This is a genomic window from Cupriavidus sp. GW823-FHT07A04 (assembly GCF_058794615.1).
Genome location: NZ_JBXAHA010000004.1, coordinates 283,250 through 305,767, shown reverse-complemented (window position 1 = coordinate 305,767; position 22,518 = coordinate 283,250). Strand labels below are relative to the sequence as shown.

24 protein-coding genes are annotated in these 22,518 nt (G+C 66.5%); 8 read left to right on the top strand and 16 right to left on the bottom strand.

Annotation, left to right across the window (positions count from 1 at the left end; genetic code table 11):
* Nucleotides 1-105: 105 nt before the first annotated feature.
* The 9 genes from AC1Q7Q_RS09260 to AC1Q7Q_RS09220 all read right to left on the bottom strand — a co-directional run bounded on the left by AC1Q7Q_RS09260 (nt 106) and on the right by AC1Q7Q_RS09220 (nt 11,504).
* Nucleotides 106-1,170 (bottom strand): 2-aminoethylphosphonate aminotransferase, encoded by a 1,065-nt coding sequence (locus AC1Q7Q_RS09260; RefSeq protein WP_492370480.1) that lies wholly within the window; start codon nt 1,168-1,170, stop codon nt 106-108.
* Entirely contained in the window at nt 1,171-2,352 is a 1,182-nt protein-coding gene (gene aepY, locus AC1Q7Q_RS09255) for a phosphonopyruvate decarboxylase (RefSeq protein WP_492370481.1), read from the bottom strand.
* On the bottom strand, nt 2,349-3,998 hold the full coding sequence (gene aepX / locus AC1Q7Q_RS09250; RefSeq protein WP_492370596.1) for a phosphoenolpyruvate mutase: 1,650 nt from the start codon (nt 3,996-3,998) through the stop codon (nt 2,349-2,351). Before aepX ends, aepY begins: the two co-directional genes overlap by 4 nt.
* Nucleotides 3,999-4,051: 53 nt before the next feature.
* Complete coding sequence (locus tag AC1Q7Q_RS09245) at nt 4,052-4,816, bottom strand: phosphocholine cytidylyltransferase family protein (protein WP_492370482.1); 765 nt, start codon at nt 4,814-4,816, stop codon at nt 4,052-4,054.
* Between the two features lie 32 nt (nt 4,817-4,848).
* The gene (locus AC1Q7Q_RS09240; protein WP_492370483.1) at nt 4,849-5,856 is read right to left on the bottom strand and encodes an HpnL family protein; all 1,008 of its coding nucleotides are present in this window, start codon (nt 5,854-5,856) and stop codon (nt 4,849-4,851) included.
* Nucleotides 5,853-6,695: a HalD/BesD family halogenase gene (locus tag AC1Q7Q_RS09235; RefSeq protein ID WP_492370484.1), complete on the bottom strand. Its 843-nt coding sequence runs from the start codon at nt 6,693-6,695 to the stop codon at nt 5,853-5,855. Before AC1Q7Q_RS09235 ends, AC1Q7Q_RS09240 begins: the two co-directional genes overlap by 4 nt.
* Before the next feature lie 8 nt (nt 6,696-6,703).
* The gene (locus tag AC1Q7Q_RS09230) at nt 6,704-7,372 is read right to left on the bottom strand and encodes a CDP-alcohol phosphatidyltransferase family protein (protein WP_492370485.1); all 669 of its coding nucleotides are present in this window, start codon (nt 7,370-7,372) and stop codon (nt 6,704-6,706) included.
* Nucleotides 7,373-7,677: 305 nt separating this feature from the next.
* Nucleotides 7,678-10,098 carry a penicillin-binding protein 1A gene (locus AC1Q7Q_RS09225; protein ID WP_492370486.1) on the bottom strand — a complete coding sequence of 807 codons (2,421 nt, stop codon included), beginning with the start codon at nt 10,096-10,098 and terminating at the stop codon, nt 7,678-7,680.
* A gap of 125 nt (nt 10,099-10,223) precedes the next feature.
* Complete coding sequence (locus AC1Q7Q_RS09220) at nt 10,224-11,504, bottom strand: S1 family peptidase (protein ID WP_492370487.1); 1,281 nt, start codon at nt 11,502-11,504, stop codon at nt 10,224-10,226.
* Nucleotides 11,505-11,848: 344 nt separating this feature from the next.
* On the opposite strand from AC1Q7Q_RS09220, the gene AC1Q7Q_RS09215 reads away from it, so the two are divergent.
* The 7 genes from AC1Q7Q_RS09215 to AC1Q7Q_RS09185 all read left to right on the top strand — a co-directional run bounded on the left by AC1Q7Q_RS09215 (nt 11,849) and on the right by AC1Q7Q_RS09185 (nt 17,562).
* The gene (locus AC1Q7Q_RS09215; protein WP_492370488.1) at nt 11,849-12,400 is read left to right on the top strand and encodes a P-loop nucleotide/nucleoside kinase family protein; all 552 of its coding nucleotides are present in this window, start codon (nt 11,849-11,851) and stop codon (nt 12,398-12,400) included.
* Nucleotides 12,401-12,483: 83 nt separating this feature from the next.
* Nucleotides 12,484-13,011, top strand: a complete 528-nt coding sequence (locus AC1Q7Q_RS09210) for an Rv1443c family protein (protein WP_492370489.1) — start codon at nt 12,484-12,486, stop codon at nt 13,009-13,011.
* A gap of 132 nt (nt 13,012-13,143) precedes the next feature.
* Nucleotides 13,144-13,764 (top strand): flavodoxin family protein, encoded by a 621-nt coding sequence (locus AC1Q7Q_RS09205; protein WP_441636324.1) that lies wholly within the window; start codon nt 13,144-13,146, stop codon nt 13,762-13,764.
* A 92-nt stretch (nt 13,765-13,856) separates the two neighbouring features.
* Entirely contained in the window at nt 13,857-14,954 is a 1,098-nt protein-coding gene (locus AC1Q7Q_RS09200) for a LacI family DNA-binding transcriptional regulator (protein ID WP_492370490.1), read from the top strand.
* Nucleotides 14,955-15,178: 224 nt separating this feature from the next.
* Entirely contained in the window at nt 15,179-15,985 is an 807-nt protein-coding gene (locus tag AC1Q7Q_RS09195) for an SDR family NAD(P)-dependent oxidoreductase (protein ID WP_492370491.1), read from the top strand.
* A gap of 63 nt (nt 15,986-16,048) precedes the next feature.
* Nucleotides 16,049-17,026 carry a Bug family tripartite tricarboxylate transporter substrate binding protein gene (locus AC1Q7Q_RS09190; protein WP_492370492.1) on the top strand — a complete coding sequence of 326 codons (978 nt, stop codon included), beginning with the start codon at nt 16,049-16,051 and terminating at the stop codon, nt 17,024-17,026.
* A gap of 98 nt (nt 17,027-17,124) precedes the next feature.
* Complete coding sequence (locus AC1Q7Q_RS09185) at nt 17,125-17,562, top strand: ester cyclase (protein ID WP_492370493.1); 438 nt, start codon at nt 17,125-17,127, stop codon at nt 17,560-17,562.
* A gap of 50 nt (nt 17,563-17,612) precedes the next feature.
* Here AC1Q7Q_RS09185 and arsH read toward each other — a convergent pair whose 3' ends face one another.
* From arsH to AC1Q7Q_RS09150, 7 genes are all read right to left on the bottom strand, one after another.
* Entirely contained in the window at nt 17,613-18,395 is a 783-nt protein-coding gene (gene arsH / locus AC1Q7Q_RS09180) for an arsenical resistance protein ArsH (protein WP_492370494.1), read from the bottom strand.
* Nucleotides 18,392-18,817: an arsenate reductase (glutaredoxin) gene (arsC, locus tag AC1Q7Q_RS09175; protein ID WP_492370495.1), complete on the bottom strand. Its 426-nt coding sequence runs from the start codon at nt 18,815-18,817 to the stop codon at nt 18,392-18,394. Before arsC ends, arsH begins: the two co-directional genes overlap by 4 nt.
* A gap of 6 nt (nt 18,818-18,823) precedes the next feature.
* Nucleotides 18,824-19,918, bottom strand: coding sequence for an ACR3 family arsenite efflux transporter (gene arsB / locus AC1Q7Q_RS09170; RefSeq protein ID WP_492370496.1), 1,095 nt, complete (start codon nt 19,916-19,918; stop codon nt 18,824-18,826).
* The gene (locus AC1Q7Q_RS09165; RefSeq protein WP_492370497.1) at nt 19,905-20,258 is read right to left on the bottom strand and encodes an ArsR/SmtB family transcription factor; all 354 of its coding nucleotides are present in this window, start codon (nt 20,256-20,258) and stop codon (nt 19,905-19,907) included. Before AC1Q7Q_RS09165 ends, arsB begins: the two co-directional genes overlap by 14 nt.
* A 105-nt stretch (nt 20,259-20,363) precedes the next feature.
* Nucleotides 20,364-20,744 (bottom strand): VOC family protein, encoded by a 381-nt coding sequence (locus AC1Q7Q_RS09160; RefSeq protein ID WP_416051034.1) that lies wholly within the window; start codon nt 20,742-20,744, stop codon nt 20,364-20,366.
* A 147-nt stretch (nt 20,745-20,891) separates the two neighbouring features.
* On the bottom strand, nt 20,892-21,287 hold the full coding sequence (locus AC1Q7Q_RS09155) for a hypothetical protein (protein ID WP_492370498.1): 396 nt from the start codon (nt 21,285-21,287) through the stop codon (nt 20,892-20,894).
* A gap of 31 nt (nt 21,288-21,318) precedes the next feature.
* Entirely contained in the window at nt 21,319-21,822 is a 504-nt protein-coding gene (locus AC1Q7Q_RS09150) for a GyrI-like domain-containing protein (RefSeq protein WP_492370499.1), read from the bottom strand.
* A gap of 188 nt (nt 21,823-22,010) precedes the next feature.
* Between AC1Q7Q_RS09150 and AC1Q7Q_RS09145 the strand changes: the two genes are divergently transcribed.
* Nucleotides 22,011-22,508, top strand: a complete 498-nt coding sequence (locus tag AC1Q7Q_RS09145) for a hypothetical protein (RefSeq protein ID WP_492370500.1) — start codon at nt 22,011-22,013, stop codon at nt 22,506-22,508.
* The last annotated feature ends 10 nt before the right edge of the window (nt 22,509-22,518 follow it).

Here is a 22,518-nt window from a genome sequence, read left to right as displayed (position 1 = left end):
CCCGGGGTACCCGCATCTCTTGCCTAATGCTAGTGCTTTGCCGCCAAAAATAAAATGACGAAAACGACAGTGGCCGGCACGCACCGCGCACCGGCCAACAGGCAATTACTGCGTCAGCGCCTTGAAACCCTGCAGCAAGCGCTCGATGTCATCCATCTGGATATTGCCCATCGTGGAAATGCGGAACAACTCGGCCGACAGCCCGCCCTGCCCCGCATAGATGACAAACCCGCGTTCCTTCAGGCCGTCGTGCAGCTGGGGATACGACAAACCGGCCGGCAAGCGGTAGGCCCGCAGCACCACCGAAGACTGGTCCGACGGCCACAGGGCCGGCATGCCCAGGGCCTCAAGCCCGGCACGCGCGCGTTCCGCAAGGGCCGCATAGCGCGCATGGCGGGCGCGCCAGCCACCCTCCTCTGCCAGTTCGCGCAGCGCTTCCACCAGTGCGTAATAGGCATGCACCGACGGCGTGAACGGTGTATTGCGCTGGTCCTGCAAGCGCGCGAGCCGTCCCAGGTCCAGGTAGTACGTCCGGCTGGCGGCTTGCTCCAGCGCGCTGCGCCGCACAATGACGAACGATGCGCCCGGCACGCCATGCAGGCACTTGTTGGCCGTGGCCGCCACCGCGGCAATGCTGCCGCCGAAATCGATCGCCTCGGCGCCGAAGCTGCTCACGCCATCCACCAGCAGGCGCACATCCCGCGCGCGGCACAGTGCGTCCAGTGCCCGGAGATCATTCAGGCGGCCGGTGGTGGTTTCATGATGGATCACCGCCACGTGCGTGATCGCGCGGTCGGCGTCGAGCGCGGCGGCAATGCGGGCAAGATCGGGCGCCTGCATCCAGTCGTGCGCAACGACCTCATGGGCGATGCGGTACTGCGTGGCGATCTGCGTGATGCGCTCGCCGTACACGCCGTTCTGGACGATCAGCAGCTTGCCTTGCTCGGGCACCAGCGCGGCGATCATGCTCTCCACGGCCGCCGTGCCGGAGCCGGTCATCAGGACCGCGGCCCACTCGGCGGGATCCAGTTCGTAGATGTCCAGCAGGCGTGCGCGGGCTTCGTCCTGCAGGTCGAAGAACTCGCTTTCGCGGTGGCACAGGTCGGGCTGCAGCAAGCTTTGGCGAACACGTTCCGACAGGGTAACGGGGCCCGGATTGAGTAGCAGCATTTACTTCCCTCCTTGGTCGGCACCGATGTGTCGCGCCAGGCGCGTCTTCACATCGACCGGGGTAATGGTCGGGCGCGGCAAGCCATCCGGCGTGCCGGCGCTGATCGTCAGCGCGACAAAGCGCGGGCCGGCGGCGCTCGCAGGCGCGGCCGTGAGCGTCTGGTCGAGCAGGTCGAGCTGGTCGCCTTCGGCCGCCGACGCATAGCCGCAGGCGGACGCCACGCCAGCAAACGAGACATGATGCGAGACGGTCGCCTGTCCGCCGGTGGAGTCATGGGCGCCGTTGTCGAGCAGCACATGCGTGAGGTTGCCCGGGCCATAGGCGCCGAGCGTGGCGAACACGCCCATGCGCATGAGCGCCGCGCCGTCGCCGTCCACGGCGACCACGTTGAGGTCCGGACGCGCGAGCGCAAGGCCCAGCGCGAAGGGCGTGAGGCAGCCCATCGAACCCACCATGTAGAGCTGGTTGGCGCGGTCGTCGAGCGCATACAGCTCACGCCCGCAGAAGCCGGTCGATGCCAGCACCACGGTATTGTCCATCGGCGTATGCGCGATCACGCGTTGCAGCGCGTCGCGGCGCGTAGGCAGGCCATCGCGCGAAGCACCCTGCCCCCCCGACTGCGGCGTGCACTTCGGGCGCGGGATGGGCCGCTCCTGCTGCTTCAGCGCATACGGCGCGACGCTGCCCTTTTGCATCACCAGCGCGTACGGACGGCCGGTGGCATCCATATGCGCCACCGCGCGATCCAGCGCCGGGCCAACCTCGGCCGGGTCGGTCGGAAAGGTTTCCCACGGGATTTCCATGGTGTCGAGCATCGTCGGGGTGACCGGGCCCATCAGCGCGTGCTGCGGTTCGTCAGCCACGCCCGGCTGCCCGCGCCAGGTCACGATCAGCAACTGCGGCAGGCGAAACGTCCACGTGAGCGAGGTCAACGGGCTGACCGCATTGCCCAGGCCGGAGTTCTGCATCATGGTGACGCCACGGCGGCCACCCTGCGCGCCAAGCGTCACGCCGGCGATCAGCGCCACCGCATCGCCTTCGTTTGCCGCTGACACGTAGTGCAGCGACGGATCCTGCATCACGTAGTTGATGAACGGCGTGAGATACGAGCAGGGCACCCCGGCATACCAGTCGAAGCCGCGCACGCGCGCGGCCTCGACAAACTGTGCCGCTTCGATCATCGGGCTTCCTCTGCGTCCGTGCCGCCGACTGCGAACGGGGTCTGCGTATGCGCGAAATCGCCCGCGCGGCGGAAGTCGTCGAGGTCGTTCACGCCGCGCCAGTGGCCATGCACATACTTCACTTCGATCTCTTCGCCGGCTTCGACCAGCGCGTTGAGCAGCGCGGGCATGTCCAGCGTGTTGAAGTCGTCGCGCTTGCGCAGTTCGGCCATCAGCTTCTGCAGGCGCACGCGGCCCTCGCCGCGCACGTTCAGCAGGCCGATCCAGCGGCCGTGCGGCGCCTGGGCCTGGGCGGCGCCCGGCTCCTGGCCCTTGCTCGACACATGGCGCAGCAGGATCTTCTGGCCGAACAGGTCGCGGTCGTCGGGCGCGGAGCAATAGGCGAAATCGCGCACGCTCTGGTTCGACTCCGTGGTCAGCGACGAGTCCACCACCACGCTGAACAGCGCGTCGCTCTCCAGCAGGTCGCGCAGGATATAGCTGCGGAACAGCAGGTCGCCATAGGCGATCACGGCATCCGTCTGCAAGCCGTCGACGGCGCATGCCAGCGAGGCCAGCTCGCCGGTCTGGGCGTACTGCTCGTTGACCACCAGCTTGATGCCGGCCGTGTCGATGGCCTTGGCCTGGTAGCCGCCCACCACGGTGATGTCGTTGATCGACTGCTTCTTGAACGCGTCCACCAGCCAGCGCAGCAGCGGCTTGCCGGCCACGGGCAGCATGACCTTGGGACGGTCCTCGGTGAGGGGCTCCAGGCCGGTGCCGCGGCCAGCCGCCAGCACCACCGCCGCGCCCGGCGCTTGCGAGCCGGACAGGTAGATCTTCTCGGCGGTCGAGTATTCGTCGGCGTCCTGCAGGCGGAAGATCTCGTTGACGGTGGCGATGCGGTCTTCCACGTTGACCAGCGTCTCGCTGTCGTGGATTTCCTTGGCCACGGCCTGCATCGAGGATGCCGCCACGCGGATCAGGTGGTTGGCCCAGATCACCACGCTGATGCCGGCCTTGCGGAAGGCTTCGGTCGGGGTGCTGTAGTACTTGGTCGGCACGATCACCAGCGGGCCTCGGCCCGCCCACTCGCGCGCGAACTGCAGGATCTCGTCCGGGCGCGAGAGCTTGCTGTGGATCAGGATGGCGTCGGCGCCGGCCTGGCGATAGGCCTCGGCGCGGCGCAGGGCTTCGTCCATGCCCCAGCCTGCGATCAGGGCTTCCACGCGGGCGACGATGGAGAAGTTGTCGTCCGACTGCGAATCCTTGCCGGCCTTGATCTTGCCGCAGAACTCATCGATCTCGGCCAGCGGCTGGCGCTCGCCGTCGATGAAGCTGTTGGTCTTGGGAAACTGCTTGTCCTCGATGCACACGCCGGCAATGCCGCGCTGCTCGAGCTTGCGCACCAGGCGGCGCACATTGTTGAAGTTGCCGTAGCCGGTGTCGCCGTCCAGCAGGATCGGCAGGTCGCTGGCGTCGGCCATGAACTCCAGCGTGTCGACCACCTGGGTCCAGCTGGCTTCGTTGTTGTCGCGCACGCCGTACTGGGCGGAGATCGCCAGGCCCGAACCCCAGATGGCCTTGAAACCGGCCTCGCGCACGATGCGCGCGGACAGCCCGTTATGGGCTTCCATCATGAATTCCAGCTCGTTGCCGACAATCATCTGGCGCAGCCGGGCGCTGCGCGAGGCAGTCGAGAAAATCGGGTCAATCGCGTTCACTGTGCTACTCCCACAATCGGCTGAAGTTCGGGCAGGACTTCGTCGCGCGCGCGCGCCACGTCGTTCGGGAAATCGATCTCGATCCACGGTGCGCCGCTCACATCGGCGACATCGAATACGTGGCCGCCTTCGAGCAGCAGGTCGCGCACCGCTTCTTCGTGCGGCATGTTCGAGCGGCCGCTGTCGACATAGCCCTGGACGATCTGCGCCAGGCGGCGCGCGGTTTGCTCTTGAAAGCGGAAGAAACCGACCGACTCGCCAATGGTGTCGTACTCCAGGCCAACCGCGAGCTGCTTGCGCAGCTCCACCGGCACACCGTCCTTCAGGCACAGCTTGACGGGTTCGTCGCCGGCTTCGAAATCGCGGTCGATCAAGAGGCGGTTGGTGGTGGTGCCCGCCACCAGCGCGCTGAGGATGCGCTCGTCGTAGAGCACGTCCGCATCCATCAGCAGCACGTCGCCACCGCGCGTGAGCGCATCGGCCACCGTGTGCACGGTCAGCACGCTGCCCAGGTCGTAACGCGGGTTCAGCACGATCTCCGGATAGGGGTCGCGCCCCAGCCGCACCAGTTCGGCCTCGACGTGTTCCGGCTGAAAGCCCAGCGCCAGCACGATCTCGTCCACCCCGGCCGCGTCGAGCATGCGCAGATGCCGCTCCAGCAGGGTGATGCCCTCAAAACGCAGCAGGCACTTGGGGAATTGCGCCCCGGGTTGTTGCTGAAGTCGCAGGCCTAGGCCCGCGGCAAGGATGATTGCTCGCATTCGTTCTCCGCACCCATGCAAATTGCCATCGATCAATCGGCGGCCTGCTGCACACCTGCTGCACGCCGCCGTTGGAATTTTCGTTCACTCAAATGTAAATACAGCAGCCCCGGCGCGCCGAGCCCGATCTCGCGGGCGCGCTTTGCCAGGGACAGTGCCAGCGCCGCATCGGGCGGCAGGCCGACGATGGGCGCCAGCAGCAGGTAGCCGCCTTCCTGCGCGCCCAGCGAGCCGGGAATGGCAAACGCCGCGCCACGGATAGCCTGCCCCACGCTCTCCAGCAGCAAGGCGTCGAGCCAGCTGACGGGATGCCCGAGGAAATGCAGGGCCAGCCAGACCTCGCCCGTGCCGACCAGCCAGCCCACCAGGCTCAGCGCGAAGGTGGACGCCACCTTGCGGCGGTCGCGGTACATGCCTTGCACGGCCGCGTCCACGGCATCGGCGCGCATGGTCAACCCCGACCAGTCGCGCTTGCCGAATACCTTCGACAGCAGGCGCAGCACCCGGCCGAACAGGCCACGCTTCTGCACCACGTAGAAGCCCGCTATGCACAGCGCAAGCACGGCGGTAGCGACCAGGGTCGGCGTGCGCAGGTCCGCAAGCGCGTCGTGGCCGCCATACAGGCCAAACAGCGCCAGGCCGATAAAGGCGAACACCATCTGCGCCAGCGCCTGCATGGTGGTGCTCACCGTGATGGCCGCGGCGGCGTCGCGCATGCGCGTGCCGCGCTGCGCCAGGTAGCGCACCATCAGGACCGGGCCGCCGATCTGCCCCGCCGGCAGCAGGCTGTTGACGGACTCGCCGGCCCAGCGCGCCAGCAGCGCGTCGCGCATGGTGCCGTGGCCGGCCCGGCGGTCGAACAACACGTAGATGGCGCCGGCGTCCAGCACCAGCGGCAGCAGGTGGAACGCGGCGACCAGCACCAGGCCCCAGCCGGCCGACATGAACGTCGACGCGACGGAGCCGAATCCCTGCCAGGCGAGCAGCGCGACAAAGAGCGCCGCGCCGATCGACAGGAAAAGCATGGCAGCACGGGTCATGGGCGGGGCTTCTGGCCCGGCACCAGTCTCTTGAACACTTGCCGGAAGCCGAAATAGGCGACCGCATCCTTCATATTGGAGATGAAGCGCAGCCACGGACGCATGCCCGGATCGGTCACGTATTCGAACGTCAGCGACACGCGCATTTCGTTGGCGCCGGCCGGCGTGATGCGGTGGCGCAGCTTGTCGCCATCGAAGAACACCAGCCCGCCGGGCGTGGTCTGCACCGAGCCGGGCTCATCGGGCACTTGCGCGTCGCGCGTGTGCAGTTCGTAGTCCAGGCGGCATGACGATTCCTCGATCACGCCCAGCAGCAGCGTGTAGCGGCGGCCGTCGTAATAAGAGGTGTCGTAGTGCCAGCCAATGTGGTCACCCTGGCGCGTGTAGTAATACAGCGCGTAGGCATGGGGATCGGAGTCGGGGGAGAGCAGCAGCTTCTCGCCGCACATCTGCTCCAGCCAGCCGATCAGCGCCTTCGACCGGTACAGCTCGGCGATAAACGGCGCGAGCTCGTCGATGGTGTGCCGGCTGACACTGCCGCCCTGCTTGTGGCCGGGCAGGTAATTGCGGTTGATCTGCGGCACCAGCGCGCGGGCGCTGGCCACCAGTTGCGCGGTGACTTCCGGCGCCAGGAAATCCTCCAGGTGCAGGAAAGCGCCCTGGCGCACGAAATCGGCGCGCAGCTGCTTGCTGTCGAGCCGGGCGGTGCGCTCGGCCACGCAGGCATCGGGGTTGGGCAGCATGGCGCCGGGGGCGGGTTCCGCGGCCGGCCTTTGGCGGGAGGGAACTGAAGCGGGGGACGGGTCGTCCAGCGTGATGTCGTTGGCTTGCTCGCTCATCGGGTTTCTCAGATCTCCGTCGAAGCCGTGGCCGGCAGGGGCCGCCGCATCACACGCCAGTAATCGATGATGACCCAGGACGCGAACAGGGGAGCGCCGATCGACGCCGCCATCAGGAAGGGCGCGATGCCGCTGGTCAGCGTAACGAGCGGAAGCAGGTAAAGCACGTCTTCTGTCTCGAAACCGCCGGCAGAGGCTTGCTTCGTCCCGCTTTTCCCCACACGCGACTCGATCCGCATGCGCAGGAAGAAGATCAGCGCCACCGCCACGCCTGCCAGCGTGCCTTGCAGCACCGGCGACATCGTATCTGCCGCGGCCTGCCCGGAAATGGCTGCGCCCATGCCCACGAAGAGCAGGACGGTAATCAGCGCATCGCTCGCCAGGTCATAAAAATGGCCTATCTTGCTCGATTTACCGCTAATTCTCGCCAACTCTCCGTCAGTGTGGTCAACGAAGTTGGACACCACGATCAGGAGCGCACCGGCGTTGGTCCACGCGAAACCGCCCTGCATCAGGCACGCTACCCCGGCAAGGCCGATCACGAGCCGCAGGGTGGTCAAGTGGTTCGGAGTGATCCAGGAGTCCTTGAGCGGGCGGACAAGCGCGCGCGCCAGACGGGCGTCCCAGGTACGCGGAGCGGGAGGCTCGCCACGAGAATTCTTTGGATTTTTGTTCATCTGGAAAAAGGTCCACCGGCAGGAAAGCTGCCGCACGGCTCGCATACTAGCGCTGGTTTGCGCACCTTGCATTGCGCGGGCGCAACGCCGAAAGGCCGGCCGGGCCGCTTTTGGGGGCATACGCCAGTCAAACCGCTATGTTAAGCGATGTGACCCGCAACGGTAAGCGCGCATGCACGGCGGCGACCTGGAAGTGGCCTCCACGCCGTCGCAGACGCGTTTTACCTTCCGCATACCGGCAGGCCGAACCTGGCGCAGGGGAGCCCGGGGTTGCGGCGGTCAGCGTCGCGTCGGGCCCGGCCCGGTCAGGGCTGGCTACCTTCGCTGGCCCGTGCCCTGGCATCGTCTTGCGTGAAGGATGGCGCCGCCGCGGCTGGCGGCGCGCTGGCCGGCACCTGCGCCGGCGCACTGGCCGGTGCCACATCGACGGCGCCTTGCTCAACGGCCGGGCTGCTCACGCCCGGCAACGCGGGCGGCACCGCCGATGCCGCCACGCTGGTGTCTGGCTCGGCAGCCGCCGCCGGCTCCGGTGCGGGGCGCGCGGCCCGCTTGGGCGCGGGCGGGGCTTCCGGCTTGGCCGCCGGCCCGAACCACCGCTGGTACCAGCCGCGTATCGTCCAGCCCAAGGCTTCAAAGAGGCCAGTCTCCTTTTGCTCCACGAAGCGGACGTTCGCATCGATCATGCGGGACCGGAGCGAACGCTGGAAAAAGTCGCCCACCATCGGCAGCGCGCTGTGCGCGCCCTGGCCCCAGTAGTCGCTGCGCAGCGTCACCCGGCTGTCGTTGAACCCGACCCAGGCGCCGGCAACCAGTTGCGGATGCATCAGGATGAACCAGCCATCGGCGTTGTCCTGCGTGGTGCCGGTCTTGCCGGCGACGTCCGCGCGAATGCCGAAGCGCGTGCGAATGCTCGCGCCGGTGCCGCGGTCGATCACGCCGCGCATCACGCCGAGCAGCGTCTGCACGGTGGCAACCGGCAGTGCCTGCTCGGGTGACGCGGGACGGAACGTCTCCAGCACCTCGCCCTTGCGGTCTTCGATGCGCGATACCATCACCGGCTCCAGGTAGGCGCCCTGATTGGCGATGGTGCCGTAGGCGCTGACCATTTCCTTCAAGGTGACCGGGCTGGTGCCCAGCGCCAGCGAGGGCACGGGATCGAGCCGGCTTTGCCGCACGCCCATGGCGCGCGCCAGCTTGGCCACCTTGGCCGGGCCAACGCTCTGCATCAGTTGCGCGGTGATGGTGTTCTTGGAATACACCAGGCCATCGCGCAGGCTCATGGCGCGCCCGCTCGGGGGGCCATCGTCGGAGGGCCGCCAGACCTCGCCGCCGGCGAGCGGGATTTCCACAGCCTGGTCGACGAAGGTGTCGTCGGGCTTGGCACCTTGCTCGAACGCAGCGCCATACACGAACGGCTTGAACGTGGAACCCGGCTGGCGCTGCGCCTGCTGGACGTGGTCGAAGGCATCCAGGGTGAAGTCGCGACTGCCTACCCATGCCTTGATCTCGCCGGTGCGCGGGTCCAGCGCGAGGAAGCCGGCCTGGATGCGGGTCTTGGACTGGCGCAGCGCCTGCATGAAAGCGGTGTCCGCCAGCAGCTGCTTCATGGCCGCCTCGGGCGTCTGCCCCGCTTCCCTGGCCGCGCGGTACGCCGGCGTCTCGCGCACAAAGGCCTGTACCAGGTCCTTGTTGGCCGCCCAGCCGGAGCGCGGCGCCCACGCCGCGTCGGCAATCCCTTGCAGCTGGTTGCCCTGGCGCGCCACCGCCTGGTTGGCCAGCGCCTGCAGGCGTGAATCGATGGTGGTGCGCACCACCAGCCCGTCGGTGTAGATGTTGTAGTCGTTGCGGTCCGCCCAGGCGATCAGCCATTTGCGCAACTGCTGGGCGAAATGCGGCGCCGGACCGGGCGGCTCGGTCTGCCGCTCGAAGTCGATGCGCAGCGGGCGCTTCTTCAGCAACTCGTACTTCGCCGGCTCCAGCTTCTGGTACTTGACCATCTGCGCCAGCACGGTATTGCGCCGCTGCACGGCGCGCTCGGGGTTGATGACCGGGTTGTAGTAGCTGTTGCCCTTGAGCATGCCGATCAGCGTGGCGCTTTCCAGCACGTCCAGCCGGCCCGCGGATTTATCGAAGTAGGTACGCGCCGCCATCTCGATGCCGTAAGCGTTGTACAGGAACGGCACGGTGTTGAGATAGGTCTCGAGAATCTCGTCCTTGGTGTAGAGCGCCTCGATCTTCAGCGCCGTGATGGCTTCCTTGAGCTTGCGCGTGAGCGTAGGCGCGCGGCCAATCTCGTCGGGATAGAGATTGCGGGCCAGCTGCTGCGTGATGGTGGAGCCACCTTGCCGGTCGCCGGAGAAGGTATGCAGCGCGGCCGAGCCCATGCGGCGCCAGTCCAGGCCGAAGTGCTGGTAAAAGCGGTGATCCTCGGTGGCGATCAGCGCGGTCGTCACATTGGGCGAGATATCGGCCAGGCGGACCCATTCGCGGTTGGCCCACTTGAACACGGCCAGCGGCTTGCCATCGGCAGAGAGGATCTGCGCGGGCTGGTCGGACTTGGCCTTGCGGATATCGCTGATGCCCGGGGTGAACGGAATCAGCACCAGCACATAGAGCAGGAACAGCACCGGCACGGCGGCCACGGCCTTGGCCACGCCGCGGCGCGTGGGGCGCCGCAGGCGGGCAAGCCGCTCGGCGGCCAGGGTTTTGATCTGGGCCAGATTCATGAAGCAAGCAGCATGGGGCGGAGTCACATTCCGGCACGAAGAAAGGCCTGCATCCTACCAAAATCGCTTGCCGCACCCCGGCATATCGTCCCGCGCCTGGCAATCAAGGCCGGATCGGGCCCACTTCAGTCGAAGCGGTGCTCCTTCAGCACCAGGCTCTCGTCCAGGCGCTCGTACTTGGACGCGAAGCTGGCATCGAATCGCACCACGCGCTTGAGCTCCGGGGCATACCACGCCACCGCCGTGTAAGGCACGGAGGATGGTGCGCCATACGAGACGCCGTAGAACGGTCGCGCCACATAGCCCTTGTAGGCCAGGCGCAAGACGCGGAAGCTGCCGGCGGGCACCGTGATGGTGGACTCCCCGGTCACCTCGCCGGTGAGTTCCGTGCGCAAGTCGGTGCCGGCCTGCTTGTAACTGGTTTTCCACCGGGCGCCCGGCTTGACGTCTTCCGGCACCCAGCCGCGCGGCGGCGATGCGCCATCGAACTCGCCGCCGCTGGGCGTGCTGATCCGCTCGACGCGGCCGTCCAGCGTCTCGACACGGGCGCCCTGGTTGAACGTGATGCGCTCACCTTCGACGCGGTCGACACGGTAGACCACATCGCGCCGCTTGCGCGTCAGCTTGTCGACCAGCTCGTAGCGCCAGACCTCGCCAACACGGGGCGACTCGCCGCCAGCCGGGGCAGCGCCGGCCTCGTCCACCACCGGCGCTGCAGCCACTGGCGCTGGCGCGGACGAGCGATAGCTGGCCATCGCCGCCACGCCGCGCTCCTTGATCTGAGCGATCCAGCTGGCGGGCAACGCCTTGAGCTTTTCGCCGGGCGCGCGCCGTGCCGACAGGATGCCCACGAGCCGGCCCGTCTCATCGAACAGGCCGCCACCGCTGGCCGCCGCCGGGAAATCAAGCGTGAGCTCGATGCGGTCCAGCTTGCCGTCCAAGCCCGCGCGCAACCCGGACACGCTGCCGTCCAGCACGACCACGCCCGTGGCCTCCGGGCTGGCTGCCGCAAGCACCTTCTGCCCGAACGACGGTGCCGCCGCCGCCGACACGCTGACGGCCGGCGCATTGAAGTTCGCCACCCGCAGCAGGCACAGGTCGCGATCCACGTCCGGCGCGTCCAGCGTGGCGTCGTAGCTCACGTTGTCGCGCCGCACGGCAATCGCGCGCGCACCGGCCAGCACGTGGCAAGCCGTGACCAGTTGTCCCGGGCCGATCACCACGGCGGAGCCCGACGCCAGCGGCGCATTGTTGGCGCCCATTGCCCGCACGGCATAGATGCTTGGCGTGAGCTTGGCGAGCAGCTGCGGGGCATCGAGCGCGCTGGCATTGGCGGCGGCGAGCGCCAGGAAGACAGGAGTAGCGATCAGGGCGAAGCGGCGCATCGGTTGCGGTGACGTTGTCATGAGCAGGAAGCCGGGAGGGGTTGCCTGTCCGCGTGGCGAGGCGGACCGGCTGCGCGCAAACGCGCGGCGGCGGTAGAAGGTATATCTGTTCTGGTGTGGCCGTATTCTGCAATGGCCGGACCGATAGGACAAGGGCGGCGGCGCCGCGCGAACGCGATTGCGGGCAAGCCGGCAATCCGCTAACATCTGCGCCATGACCCGCGCGCAAAACCCGTCGATTATTCGCACCGTCCCTGGGATGGTGGGTTAGCGCACGTGGACTGAGCACACAAAGCGACCCGCCCAACGAGGCGGGTTTTTTGTGCCCGCCTCCTTGGGGCCTGCAAACACCAAGGAGCCTGAAGATGCAGCCAACCCGTCCCGCAGAAGCAGAAGCAGCACAAGCAGCGGCACCCGCCGTCCTCTATATGGTCTGCGGCAAGATCGGCTCCGGCAAATCGACACTGGCCAGGCAGCTCGCTGCCCGGCCAGCCACCGTGCGGATCAGCGAGGACGACTGGCTGTCACGCCTGTATCCCGGCGAGATCCGGGAGGTCGCCGACTATGCCCGCTGTGCCGGAAGATTGCGTGACGCCATGGCCAGCCACATCGACGCGCTGCTGCTGGCGGGCATGTCGGTCGTGCTTGATTTCCCTGCCAACACGCCGGCCACCCGAACCTGGGCCAGGGCCATCTTCGAGCAGGCGGGCGTGGCGCATCAACTCCACTACCTCGACGTGCCTGACGCCGTGTGCAAGGCCCGCCTGCGCGCGCGCAACGCCAGCGGCACGCATCCGTTCGAGACGACTGATGCGCAGTTCGATGCCATCACGCGTTACTTCGTGGCGCCCTCGGCGGACGAGGGTTTCAATGTGATTCGGCATGTGCCATGCGAGGCCAGCGCGGCGACAACCTGACAGGCAAAGCCGGGGAGGCAGCGGAGCGCATGGCTCGGCTCGCTATCATGGCGAACACGCTCACCCGCTAATCGAAATCCGCCATGTCCCTGATGTTCGAGCTTGCATCCACCCTGCCGATCAGTGCCTGCCAGGCATGGCAGCGCGCGACCACGTCTGAAGGCATCAACGACGAGCTGTTTCCCTGGCTGCGCATGACGGCGCCGCCCGCCATGCGCGGCAAGGCGATCAGCGAGCTGCCGCTTGGCGAGCGGCTTGGCCGCAGCTGGCTACTGGCGTTCGGCGTGTTTCCCGTGGACGCGGACGACATCATGCTGGCGGAGGTAGGGCCGGGCTACCGCTTCAAGGAAACGTCGCGGATGCTGAGCATGCGCAGTTGGGTGCACGAACGAACGGTTCGAGACACCCCCGGCGGCTGCGAGGTGCGCGACCGGCTCACCTTTGCCTTGCGCGGACCCGCGGCCTGGCTGCCAGGCGGTGGCTGCGCGATGGCAGCCGTCGTGAAATGGCTGTTTCGCCACCGGCATCGGCGCCTGGCACGGTGGGCACGAAATGCCAGGCGAACCGAATCTCCCGCCTCGCCCGATAATTCAAAATATTTCAATGAATAATTGAGATTTCAGTCACCAACGCGATTGCCCGGCGCCTAGACTTGCTTCACCGGCCCAGCAATCAAGCAGATCCAGTGATCCACGCGATGCGAGCCAAATTCAAATATTTCCAATTTTTCGAGGCACCGCATCATGAACCCCAACGCTACCCAAATCGCTATCGTCTACCACAGCGGCTACGGCCACACCGCCAGGCAGGCACAGGCCGTTGCACGCGGCGCCGCCAGCGTCGATGGCGTGGAGAGCCTGTTGATCAGCGTCGACGACATCGACCAGCACTGGGACACGCTCGAAAACGTGGACGGCATCATCTTCGGCGCGCCCACCTACATGGGCAGCGCGTCGGCGCAGTTCAAAGGCTTTATGGACGCCACCTCGCGCAACGTGTTCGCCAAGGGCGGCAAATGGGCCAACAAGGTGGCGGCAGGCTTCACCAACTCGGCCTCGCGTTCGGGCGACAAGCTTGCCACGCTGCAGCAGATCGCAATCTTCTCCGCGCAACACGGCATGCACTGGGTCAACCTTGGCCTGCCCCCGGGCCACAACAACTCGAAGTCGACCGAGGATTCGCTCAATCGCCACGGCTTCTTCCTGGGTGCGGCAGCGCAGTCGAATGCGGACGAAAGCGCTGATGTGGTGCCGCCGCTGGCAGACCTGCGCACGGCCGAGCATCTGGGTGCGCGCGTGGCGGAAGTGGCGCAGCAACTGGCGGCTGGCCGCGCGGCATTGGCGTCGCTGAAGAAGGCCGCCTGAGGGCTTGCGCACCCATGCGCTCCATGTGATTGAAACGTTTCATAGCGTGCTACACTGCATGCCACAGGAAACGACGATATCCGTGGAGTGCCATGCAGAAAAAAGCCGCAGCGCAGCGCAAGCCGACCCTGAAGGACCTGGCCGAGCAAGCGGGCGTCTCGGTTGGCACCGCCTCCAACGTGATGGCGGGGCGAGGCGGCCCGTCCGCCGAGACCGTCACCCACGTGTTCGAGGTGGCGCGCAAGATCGGCTATGTCACCAACGCCGCGGCCCGCAGCCTGCGCTCGCGGCGCTCGCGCCTGGTGGCCTGCCTGGTGCCGGACATCACCAACCGCTTCTACGGCGTGATCGTGCGCGCGGCCGAACATGTGCTGCGCGAAGCCGGCTACACCTTGCTGCTGGTCGACACCCATAACGACACCGAACGCGAATGCGAGCTGCTGCTGGACGTGACCCGCGTCGGCGTTGACGGCGTGCTGTTCGCGCCCGGCTCCGAGAGCTCCGGAAAGCTGCAGCAGCAGATCGCGCAGGTGGATGTGCCGCTGGTGATCCTGGACCGCGATATCGCCCCGGATCGGCCCAGCGTCAAGGTGGACCACTTCAGCGGCGCGCTGAAGACCGCCAACTATCTGCTCGATCTTGGCCACCGCCACATTGCCCTGCTCTTCCCCAGCTCGCACCTGCGCCCCGCGCGCGAGCGCTGGCACGCCTTCGAAACGGCTGCCGCCGCGCGCGGCATCGGCGATGCGCTGGAGCTTGTGCGCATCGACACCAGCTCGATGGACGTCGCCTTTTCGCAATGCCTGGCGCTGTTCCAGCAGGCCGCGCCGCCGACCGCCATCTTTGGGCTGGGCACCACCCTGCTCGCCGGCGCGCTCAAGGCGGCACGCCAGACCGGCAGGGACATTCCAGGCGACCTGTCGGTGGTGTGCGTGGGCGATACCGAACTGGCCCAGGTGCACACACCCGAGCTGACCACGCTCACCTGGAATCTGCAGGACCTGGGGCGCCATGCCGCCCGCCTGCTCCTTGCCGAGATGGAGCCCGGCATCGATCCGCAAGGCAGCCCTGGCGCAACCGGGCACCTGATGCTGACCTGCGAGCTGATCCTGCGCGAGTCCTGCGCCGCCGTCGACACGGGGGCAGGCAGAAAACCGGCGCGAGGCCGAGCGAAGAGCCTCGCCAGCTAAGACTGCAGCGTTATCGCCAGACCCATCGCGCAAGCACCTGCCGGGCGGCGCAATGCCGCCCTTGCAGCATCCCCTCCCCAAGCTCATGCCCCTTGCAGCCGGTCGTTTACCCTTTATATGAAACGTTTCAATTCCATGCTATATTTTTCCCATCCCTCGTAGCGGGGACCATAAGAACGATCACCCAAAGATCACCATAAGATCACCACGGAGACAGCCATCGCATGCCGGACAGCAATCGCAAAGGAATGAGCCGGCTTGCCGGCAAGGCAGCCATCGTCGTAGGCGCGGGATCGATCGGCGCCGAGACCAGCAACGGCGCAGCGGCCGCCATCGTCTACGCCCGCGAAGGCGCGCGGGTGCTGTGCGTGGACCGCGACCTGGCGCTGGCCCGCAGGACCGCGAGCCAGATCGAGGACGCGGGCGGAAGCGCCAGCGCCTTCGAGGCCGACGTACGCGACGGCGCGCGACTGGCGGCCATGGTGGCGGCCTGCCGCGAGCGCTATGGCCGCATCGACGTGCTGCACAACAACGTGGGCATCGAGGAAATCGGCGAACTCGAGGACATCACGGAGCAATCCTGGGACCGGGTGTTCGACATCAACCTGAAAGGCGCCATGCTCGCCTGCCAGAAGGCGATGCCGCACATGATCGCGCAGGGCGGCGGCTCGATCATCAACATCTCGTCGATCGCCAGCCGCAAATGGGGCCCGATGCCCTTTCTCTCCTACAACGCATCGAAGGCCGCGCTCAACCACATGACGCGGATCCTCGCGCGCCGCTACGCCGCGGACCAGGTGCGCTGCAACGTGATCCTGCCCGGCCTGATCGATACGCCGCATGCGGCCCACCTGACCGATGGCGACGAAGCCGCCGTGCAGGCCGCGCGCGAGTTTCGCAACAGCCGCTGCCCCATGGGCCGGCAAGGCACGCCGTGGGATATCGCCTACGCGGCGTTGTTCCTTGCCTCCGATGAGTCGCGTTATGTGACGGGGCTGGAGATGGTGGTAGATGGCGGACTGGGGCTTTGACGGAAACAGACAGCGAATCAAAGGCCGCGCCGCGGCACATAACAATGAATCAGGAGACGCCCCATGCCCCGCCACCTAGCCGCCGCCACGCTCGTCGTCGCGCTTGCCGCGCCCGCAATCGCAGCGCAGGCCAGTGAATCCCCCGCCGACTATCCCTCCCACCCCATCCGCCTGTTGCTGCCGATCTCGGCCGGCTCCGGCGGCGACATCCTTGGCCGCGTGCTCGCGCAGCGCATGTCGGCCATCCTGAAGCAGCCCATCGTGGTGGAGAACAAGGGTGGCGCCTCCGGCATCATCGGCACGCAAGCGGTCGCGCGCGCGGCGCCCGACGGCTACACCTTCACGCTCGGCGGCGCCACCACGCATATGCTGAACGCCGCGGTCTACACCAAGCTGCCGTATGACCCGGTGAAGGACTTCACCGCCATCGGTCAGGTCGGCACGGCCGCCATCCTGCTGGTGGCCAGCAATAATTTTCCCGCGAACGACATCAAGGAGCTGGTGGCGTACACCAGGAGCCATCCCAACGAAGTGCAGTACGCCAGTTGGGGCTCCGGCTCCACGGGGCAATTCTGCGGCGAGGTGCTCAAGCAACTGGCCGGCGCCTCGATGACGCATATCCCCTACAAGACCGTGCCGCAGGTGCTCAACGACATCGTTGCCGGGCATATCAAGCTGGGCTATGTGGACATGACTTCGGGCACGCCCTTCGTCAAGTCCGGCAAGGTCAAGGCGATCGGCACCTGCACCTCGCGCTCGCCGAGCCTGCCCGGGGTGAAGAGCTATGTCGACGAAGGCATCGATTTTGACCGCGTATTCCGCTGGGGCCTGTATGTGCCCGCCGGCACGCCCAGGCCGATCGTACAGAAGCTGTCGGACGCCTTGAACCAGGTGCTGGCCACGCCGGAGATCAAGGCCCGCCTGCTGGAGATGGGCATCGCGGCCACGCCGATGAGCGGCGAGGAACTCGGCAAGCTGAATGCACGCGATATCCCGGCGTGGAAGGAAGTGGCAAAAAACGCCGGCGTGACGCAGGACTAAGCGCCTTATGCACGCGTCAATGCACGCTTCAATGCATCAATCACTCGACAAACCTGCAAACCCCAAAACCACAGAACCCAAATCACGGAGCCCTGAACATGGATAGTCTGTCTCTCGCCCGCATCCAGACCGTACGCGACCATATGGCCCTGGAGTGCACCCAGGAATGGGACGCCGTCATCGCCACCTTTGCCCATCCGCGCTACGAGATGCACGGAGGCGGCGCGGTCTTCGACGGCGAGCAAGCGGTGCGCGGCTACTTCGCGTCTTCGCGCACGCCCTTCCCCGACCAGGCCAACGAGATCATCAGCATCGCCGCGGCCGGCGACACGGTGCTGGTGGAGTTCTGGCTCACCGGCACCCACCTTGGGCCCTTGAAGGCGAACGGCACCGTCTACCCGCCCACGGGCCGCGCGTTTCGCGTGCGCATGGCCGCGTCGTTCGAGTTCGCGCCCGACAGCGACAAGATCGTTTGCGAGCGGCCGTACTTCGACCAGGGGGCAAAGCTGCGCTCGCTCGGGCTGGTCGCCGCCTAGCGCATGGCGCCTCAGGCCATGTTTCCCGCGCAGCAGCCACATCGGCGACGCTACTCGACTTCGCTGTCGCTGCCGTCGTTGCTATCGTTGCTTCCCAGCGCTTGCGCAGCGCGCTCGTGATCCATCGCGGCCTGGGCAAGCGCCGCCGCAACCGGCGGCGCGCTCTCCTTGCGCTCGCTGTACCGGTCCGTCAGGTAAGCGGAACGGTCACGCACGAGCAAGGTGAACTTGACCAGTTCCTCCATCACGTCGACCACGCGGTCATAGAACGCGGAAGGTGCCATGCGGCCATCCGTGTCGAATTCCTGGTAGGCCTTCGGCACGGATGACTGGTTCGGGATCGTCACCATGCGCATCCAGCGCCCGAGCACACGCAACGCATTGACGGCATTGAAGGACTGCGAGCCGCCGCAAACCTGCATGACGGCCAGCGTGCGGCCCTGCGTGGGACGAATGCCGCCGATCTCCAGCGGCAACCAGTCGATCTGGTTCTTGAACACCGCGGTCAGCGTGCCGTGCCGCTCGGGGCTGCACCAGACCTGGCCCTCCGACCATGCGGACAGCGCGCGCAGCTCGGCCACCTTCGGATGATCCGCCGGCACACTGTCCGTGATGGGAAGGCCATGCGGATCGAAGACCTTGGTTTGCGCGCCGAGGTGCCGAAGGATCCGCTCGGCTTCGAGCGTAAGCAGGCGGCTATAGGAGTTCGGGCGTAGCGAGCCGTAGAGCAGGAGAATGCGCGGCGCATGCGTTGAGACGCTGCGCGGCTCCAGCTTTTGCTCGGTGGGTATGTCCAGCAGCGGCAGCGCGACGTTACGCAACGCATCCGTCATCGGCCGACCCTCCGGCCGTCGGCATCGATCACGCGCTCGCCGTCTTCCTTGGCAAAGGCACCGCGCTGCGGCGATGGCAGGATGTCCAGCACCAGTTCGGATGGCCGGCACAGCCGCACGCCGAGCGGCGTCACCACAAACGGCCGGTTGATCAGGATCGGGTGCGCCTGCATGGCGTCGAGCAACTGGTCGTCAGTGAGCGCCGGATCGCCCAGGCCGAGTTCGGCGTAGGGTGTCCCCTTCTCACGAAGCGCTTCGCGTACCGTCAGCCCGGCACTGGCAATCATCGCCTTGAGCACCGCGCGCTCCGGCGGTTGCGCGAGGTACGCGATGACTTCGGGCTCGATCCCGGCGTTGCGAATCATCGCGAGCGTATTGCGCGACGTGCCGCAGTCGGGGTTGTGATAGATCTGGACGTGCATGCTTGACTACCTTGATGGATGCTTCTGGATGCCGGCTTCGTACCAGGGCTGCGAGCGGTTGACGATACGCACCACCAGCAACATGACGGGTACCTCGATCAGCACGCCCACCACGGTAGCGAGCGCCGCGCCCGACTGGAAGCCAAACAGGCTGATGGCCGTGGCAACGGCCAGCTCGAAGAAATTGCTCGCGCCGATCAGGCTGGACGGGCCGGCCACGCAATGCGCGACGCCAAGCTTGCGATTGAGCAGATAGGCCAGCCCCGAGTTGAGGAACACCTGGATCAGGATCGGCACGGCCAGCATCGCGATCACCAGGGGTTGGTTGACGATGGCCTGCCCCTGGAAGCCGAACAGCAGCACCAGCGTGGCCAGCAGCGCGCAGATGGCGTAAGGGCCGAGCGCCGCCACCGCCCGCTGATACGCCGCGTCTCCTCGTGCGAGAAGCGCCCGGCGGATGACCTGCGCCACGGCCACGGGAACGATGATGTAGAGCGCGACGGAGGTGACCAGGGTGTCCCACGGCACCGCGATGGACGACAGGCCCAGCAGCAGCGCCACCACCGGCGCGAAGGCGACCACCATGATGGCATCGTTCAACGCGACCTGCGACAGCGTGAAATACGGATCGCCCTTGCAGAGCTGCGACCACACGAACACCATCGCCGTGCACGGCGCGGCCGCCAGCAGGATCAACCCGGCGACGTAGCTGTCGAGCTGGCCGGCGGGCAGCCATCCGGCAAAGACGTGCCGCACGAACAGCCAGCCCAGCAGCGCCATCGAGAACGGCTTCACCAGCCAGTTCACGAACAGCGTCACGCCAATGCCACGCCAAACGCCGGCCACCTGGCCCATCGCCCCGAAATCGATCCGGATCAGCATCGGGATAATCATCACCCAGATCAGCGCGCCAACCGGCAGGTTGACCTGCGCCACCTCCATGCTGGCCACGGCGGCGAAAAAGCCGGGCATGGCCTGCCCCAGCACGATCCCCGCGACGATGCACAACGCCACCCACAGCGTCAGGTAGCGCTCGAAAAAACCAATGGCCTGGGCGGGCGCATCCGCCACAGCGAGCCGCGCGGATTCAGCGTGCCGCATCGGAGGCCTCCGGCTTGGCGTCGCAGCACGCCGGCGCGGCGGGCACCTCGCATGGCGCCCCGCCACAGCAGTTCTCGGTCAGGAAGGCAACGAGGCCGCTCATGGCGGCGAAGTTGGCCGAATAGATCACGAAGCGGCCGTCCTGGCGGGAAGCCACCAGTTCCGCGTGGGACAGGTCCTTCAGGTGAAACGAGAGGCTGGAGGGCGAAATGCCGACCTGTTGGGCGATGTCGCCGGCGGCGATGCCCCTGGGGCCTGCCACCACCAGCGCGCGGAAGATGGCAAGACGGGATTCGTGGGCAAGGGCGCCAAGGGCGCGTACGACCAGGTTCGGGTTCATGCCCCGGATCATAACGCCATCATTTCAATATTTCAACAATCATTGAAATAATGCGGATAGCACATTAGGCGGCCCGCGAGCCGCCCGGTGCCCGGCCAAAACAGCCTATGTCGCCTCAAGCACAGAGAGAATATTGCCGGCCGGGTCCTTGAACCAGGCGATGACGGGGCCGCCCTCGCTGCGGCAGATGCCCCGCTCGTCGGTCTTCAGCCCGGGCAGGTCGTAGGTCTCGAAGCGCACGCCGAGCTTGCCGAGTGCCTCCACGGCCTTGTCCACGCTCTTCACCGGGAAATTCAGCACCGTGAACGTCGCAGGCACGTGGTTCGGCTTGGGATAAAGCAGCACGTTGTTGCCGCCGGCGATATACAGGGTCAGCAAGCCCCCGCTCGCGGACACTTCCAGCCCCAGCGTACCGCCATAGAAATTCGTGGCCTTGGCGATGTCGTCGACGGAGAATCCGCTGAATGCATGACTGTCGCGCAACATGGCTTACTCCTTGAAATCACTTCCGCGCATGCGGAAACAAAACCGGCCCGCTCGCGCCGCAGCGGCCTACGGGCCAGTATTGTTCATCGCGGCGGGGGACTCAAGGCGGGCGAGGTAACAAAGCACGGCGCGCAATCCTGCCTGCGCTCACTTCGGGCTTGCCGGCTCCGCCGCCTCGGTGCGCTGGAGCGCACGGCTGCATTTGCGCAGAAGCCGCGCAGGCGATTGCTCTGCCTCAAGCGCCTTTGACGCGGAGATCAGCATTGCGGGCAAGGCAGGATCGCGTCTTGCCTCATCCATGGCCGCCTGATCGTCGGCACCCAGCTTGCCAAGCTCCGCCGACAAGGCTGCCTCGTAGCGCGGCGCGTTCGCGGGATCCAGCTTCGCGCAAGCCATCGGGAAGGCAACGATGGAGGCGTACATCGCCACCTTGAATTCCGGCGGCAACGGGCCGCACGGCGCATCGGGCGGGCACGGCGTGGTGGAAAAACTGCTCGCGGAAAACAATGCGAGGATCAATGCGTTGACGGTCTTTATATGCATGGTGGTGTTCGCGCCCGTGACGGGTACCGCCTCAGGCCGCCGCGTCCGCCCCACCCCTGACCGGCAGCCAGATTTCCACGGTGCCCGTTCCCGCCACCGGATCGAAGTCCACGCTGTAGCGCTCAAACTCAGGCGCATGCCCGGCCTGGAACCCGGACGCGGGCAGCCATTGATGCCAGATGCGGTGAAACGTCTCATGCAGCGTCGAGACATCGCCTGCATGCACGAATACGGCGTAGCGCTGCGGCTCGACCTTGATGCAGCGAAACGATGACGGCAGTCCGTCCGGGCTGCTCACTTCCACGCCAGCCACATACTCGAAGCTGCCATCGTCCCTGGGATTGCAGCACAGGCCGTAGGTCAAACCGCCCACCTGGCCAGGGACTTCGCCAATGGAGGGGCCGAACGCTTCCCAAAGCGCGGGGATGCCGCCGTTCGTTTCCAGCGTGAAGCGCCCGCCGAGGCCCGCTATCCAGAATGTGCGGCCGGCTTCAAAACGTGGGGTGGGCAGAGCGGTGGAGTTCGGTTCTTGCATGCGTTGGGGCTCGGAGAAACAGCAGTCCATGGGAGATGTGCGGCGTGCGCGGCGCCAAGCATAGCGCAAACGCCGCCGGCACTTGATACGCCTATTCGAACCTCGTACCATGCCTCGGTTAGCGAAATATAGCGATGTATATAACGCGGATCAAAACAGGCGCCCTGCCCACCTAAGGAGAGAGTTCCGTGAATGAAGCGCTGCCCGCCAGAACTGGCGACGAGAGCAAGGTGCGGCAATACCAGTCCGATGCACTGACGATTTCTGGGCTGGCGCAAACGCTCAGCCTGGACGCGGCAGCCCTGGCGGGATGCGCTGATGTGGTGGGCGGGCCGGCAACCATCCAATGCTATTCGGGGCGCCATGTCCGCGAAGTGCGGCACTGGCGCGGCGTGCGCGTGACGCAGTTGCTTGACCTCGCCGGCATGCAGGCGCTGCCCATCGGGCGGCGCAAGCAGAGCGTGGTCGCCGTGGTCGCGAAAGACGGCTACCGATGCCTGTTCACCTGGCACGAGCTGTACAACACGGCCGTGGGCAGCGGCGTGATCCTGGTGGTGGAAAAGGACGGCATGGCATTCGATCCCGACCTTGGCGGCCTGCACCTGGTGTCATTGCGCGACCTCAAGCTTGGCCCGCGCCAGGCGCTGGCGGTCAGTGGCATCGAGGTCCGGCAGTGGCAGGATTAGGGCTCAGGAC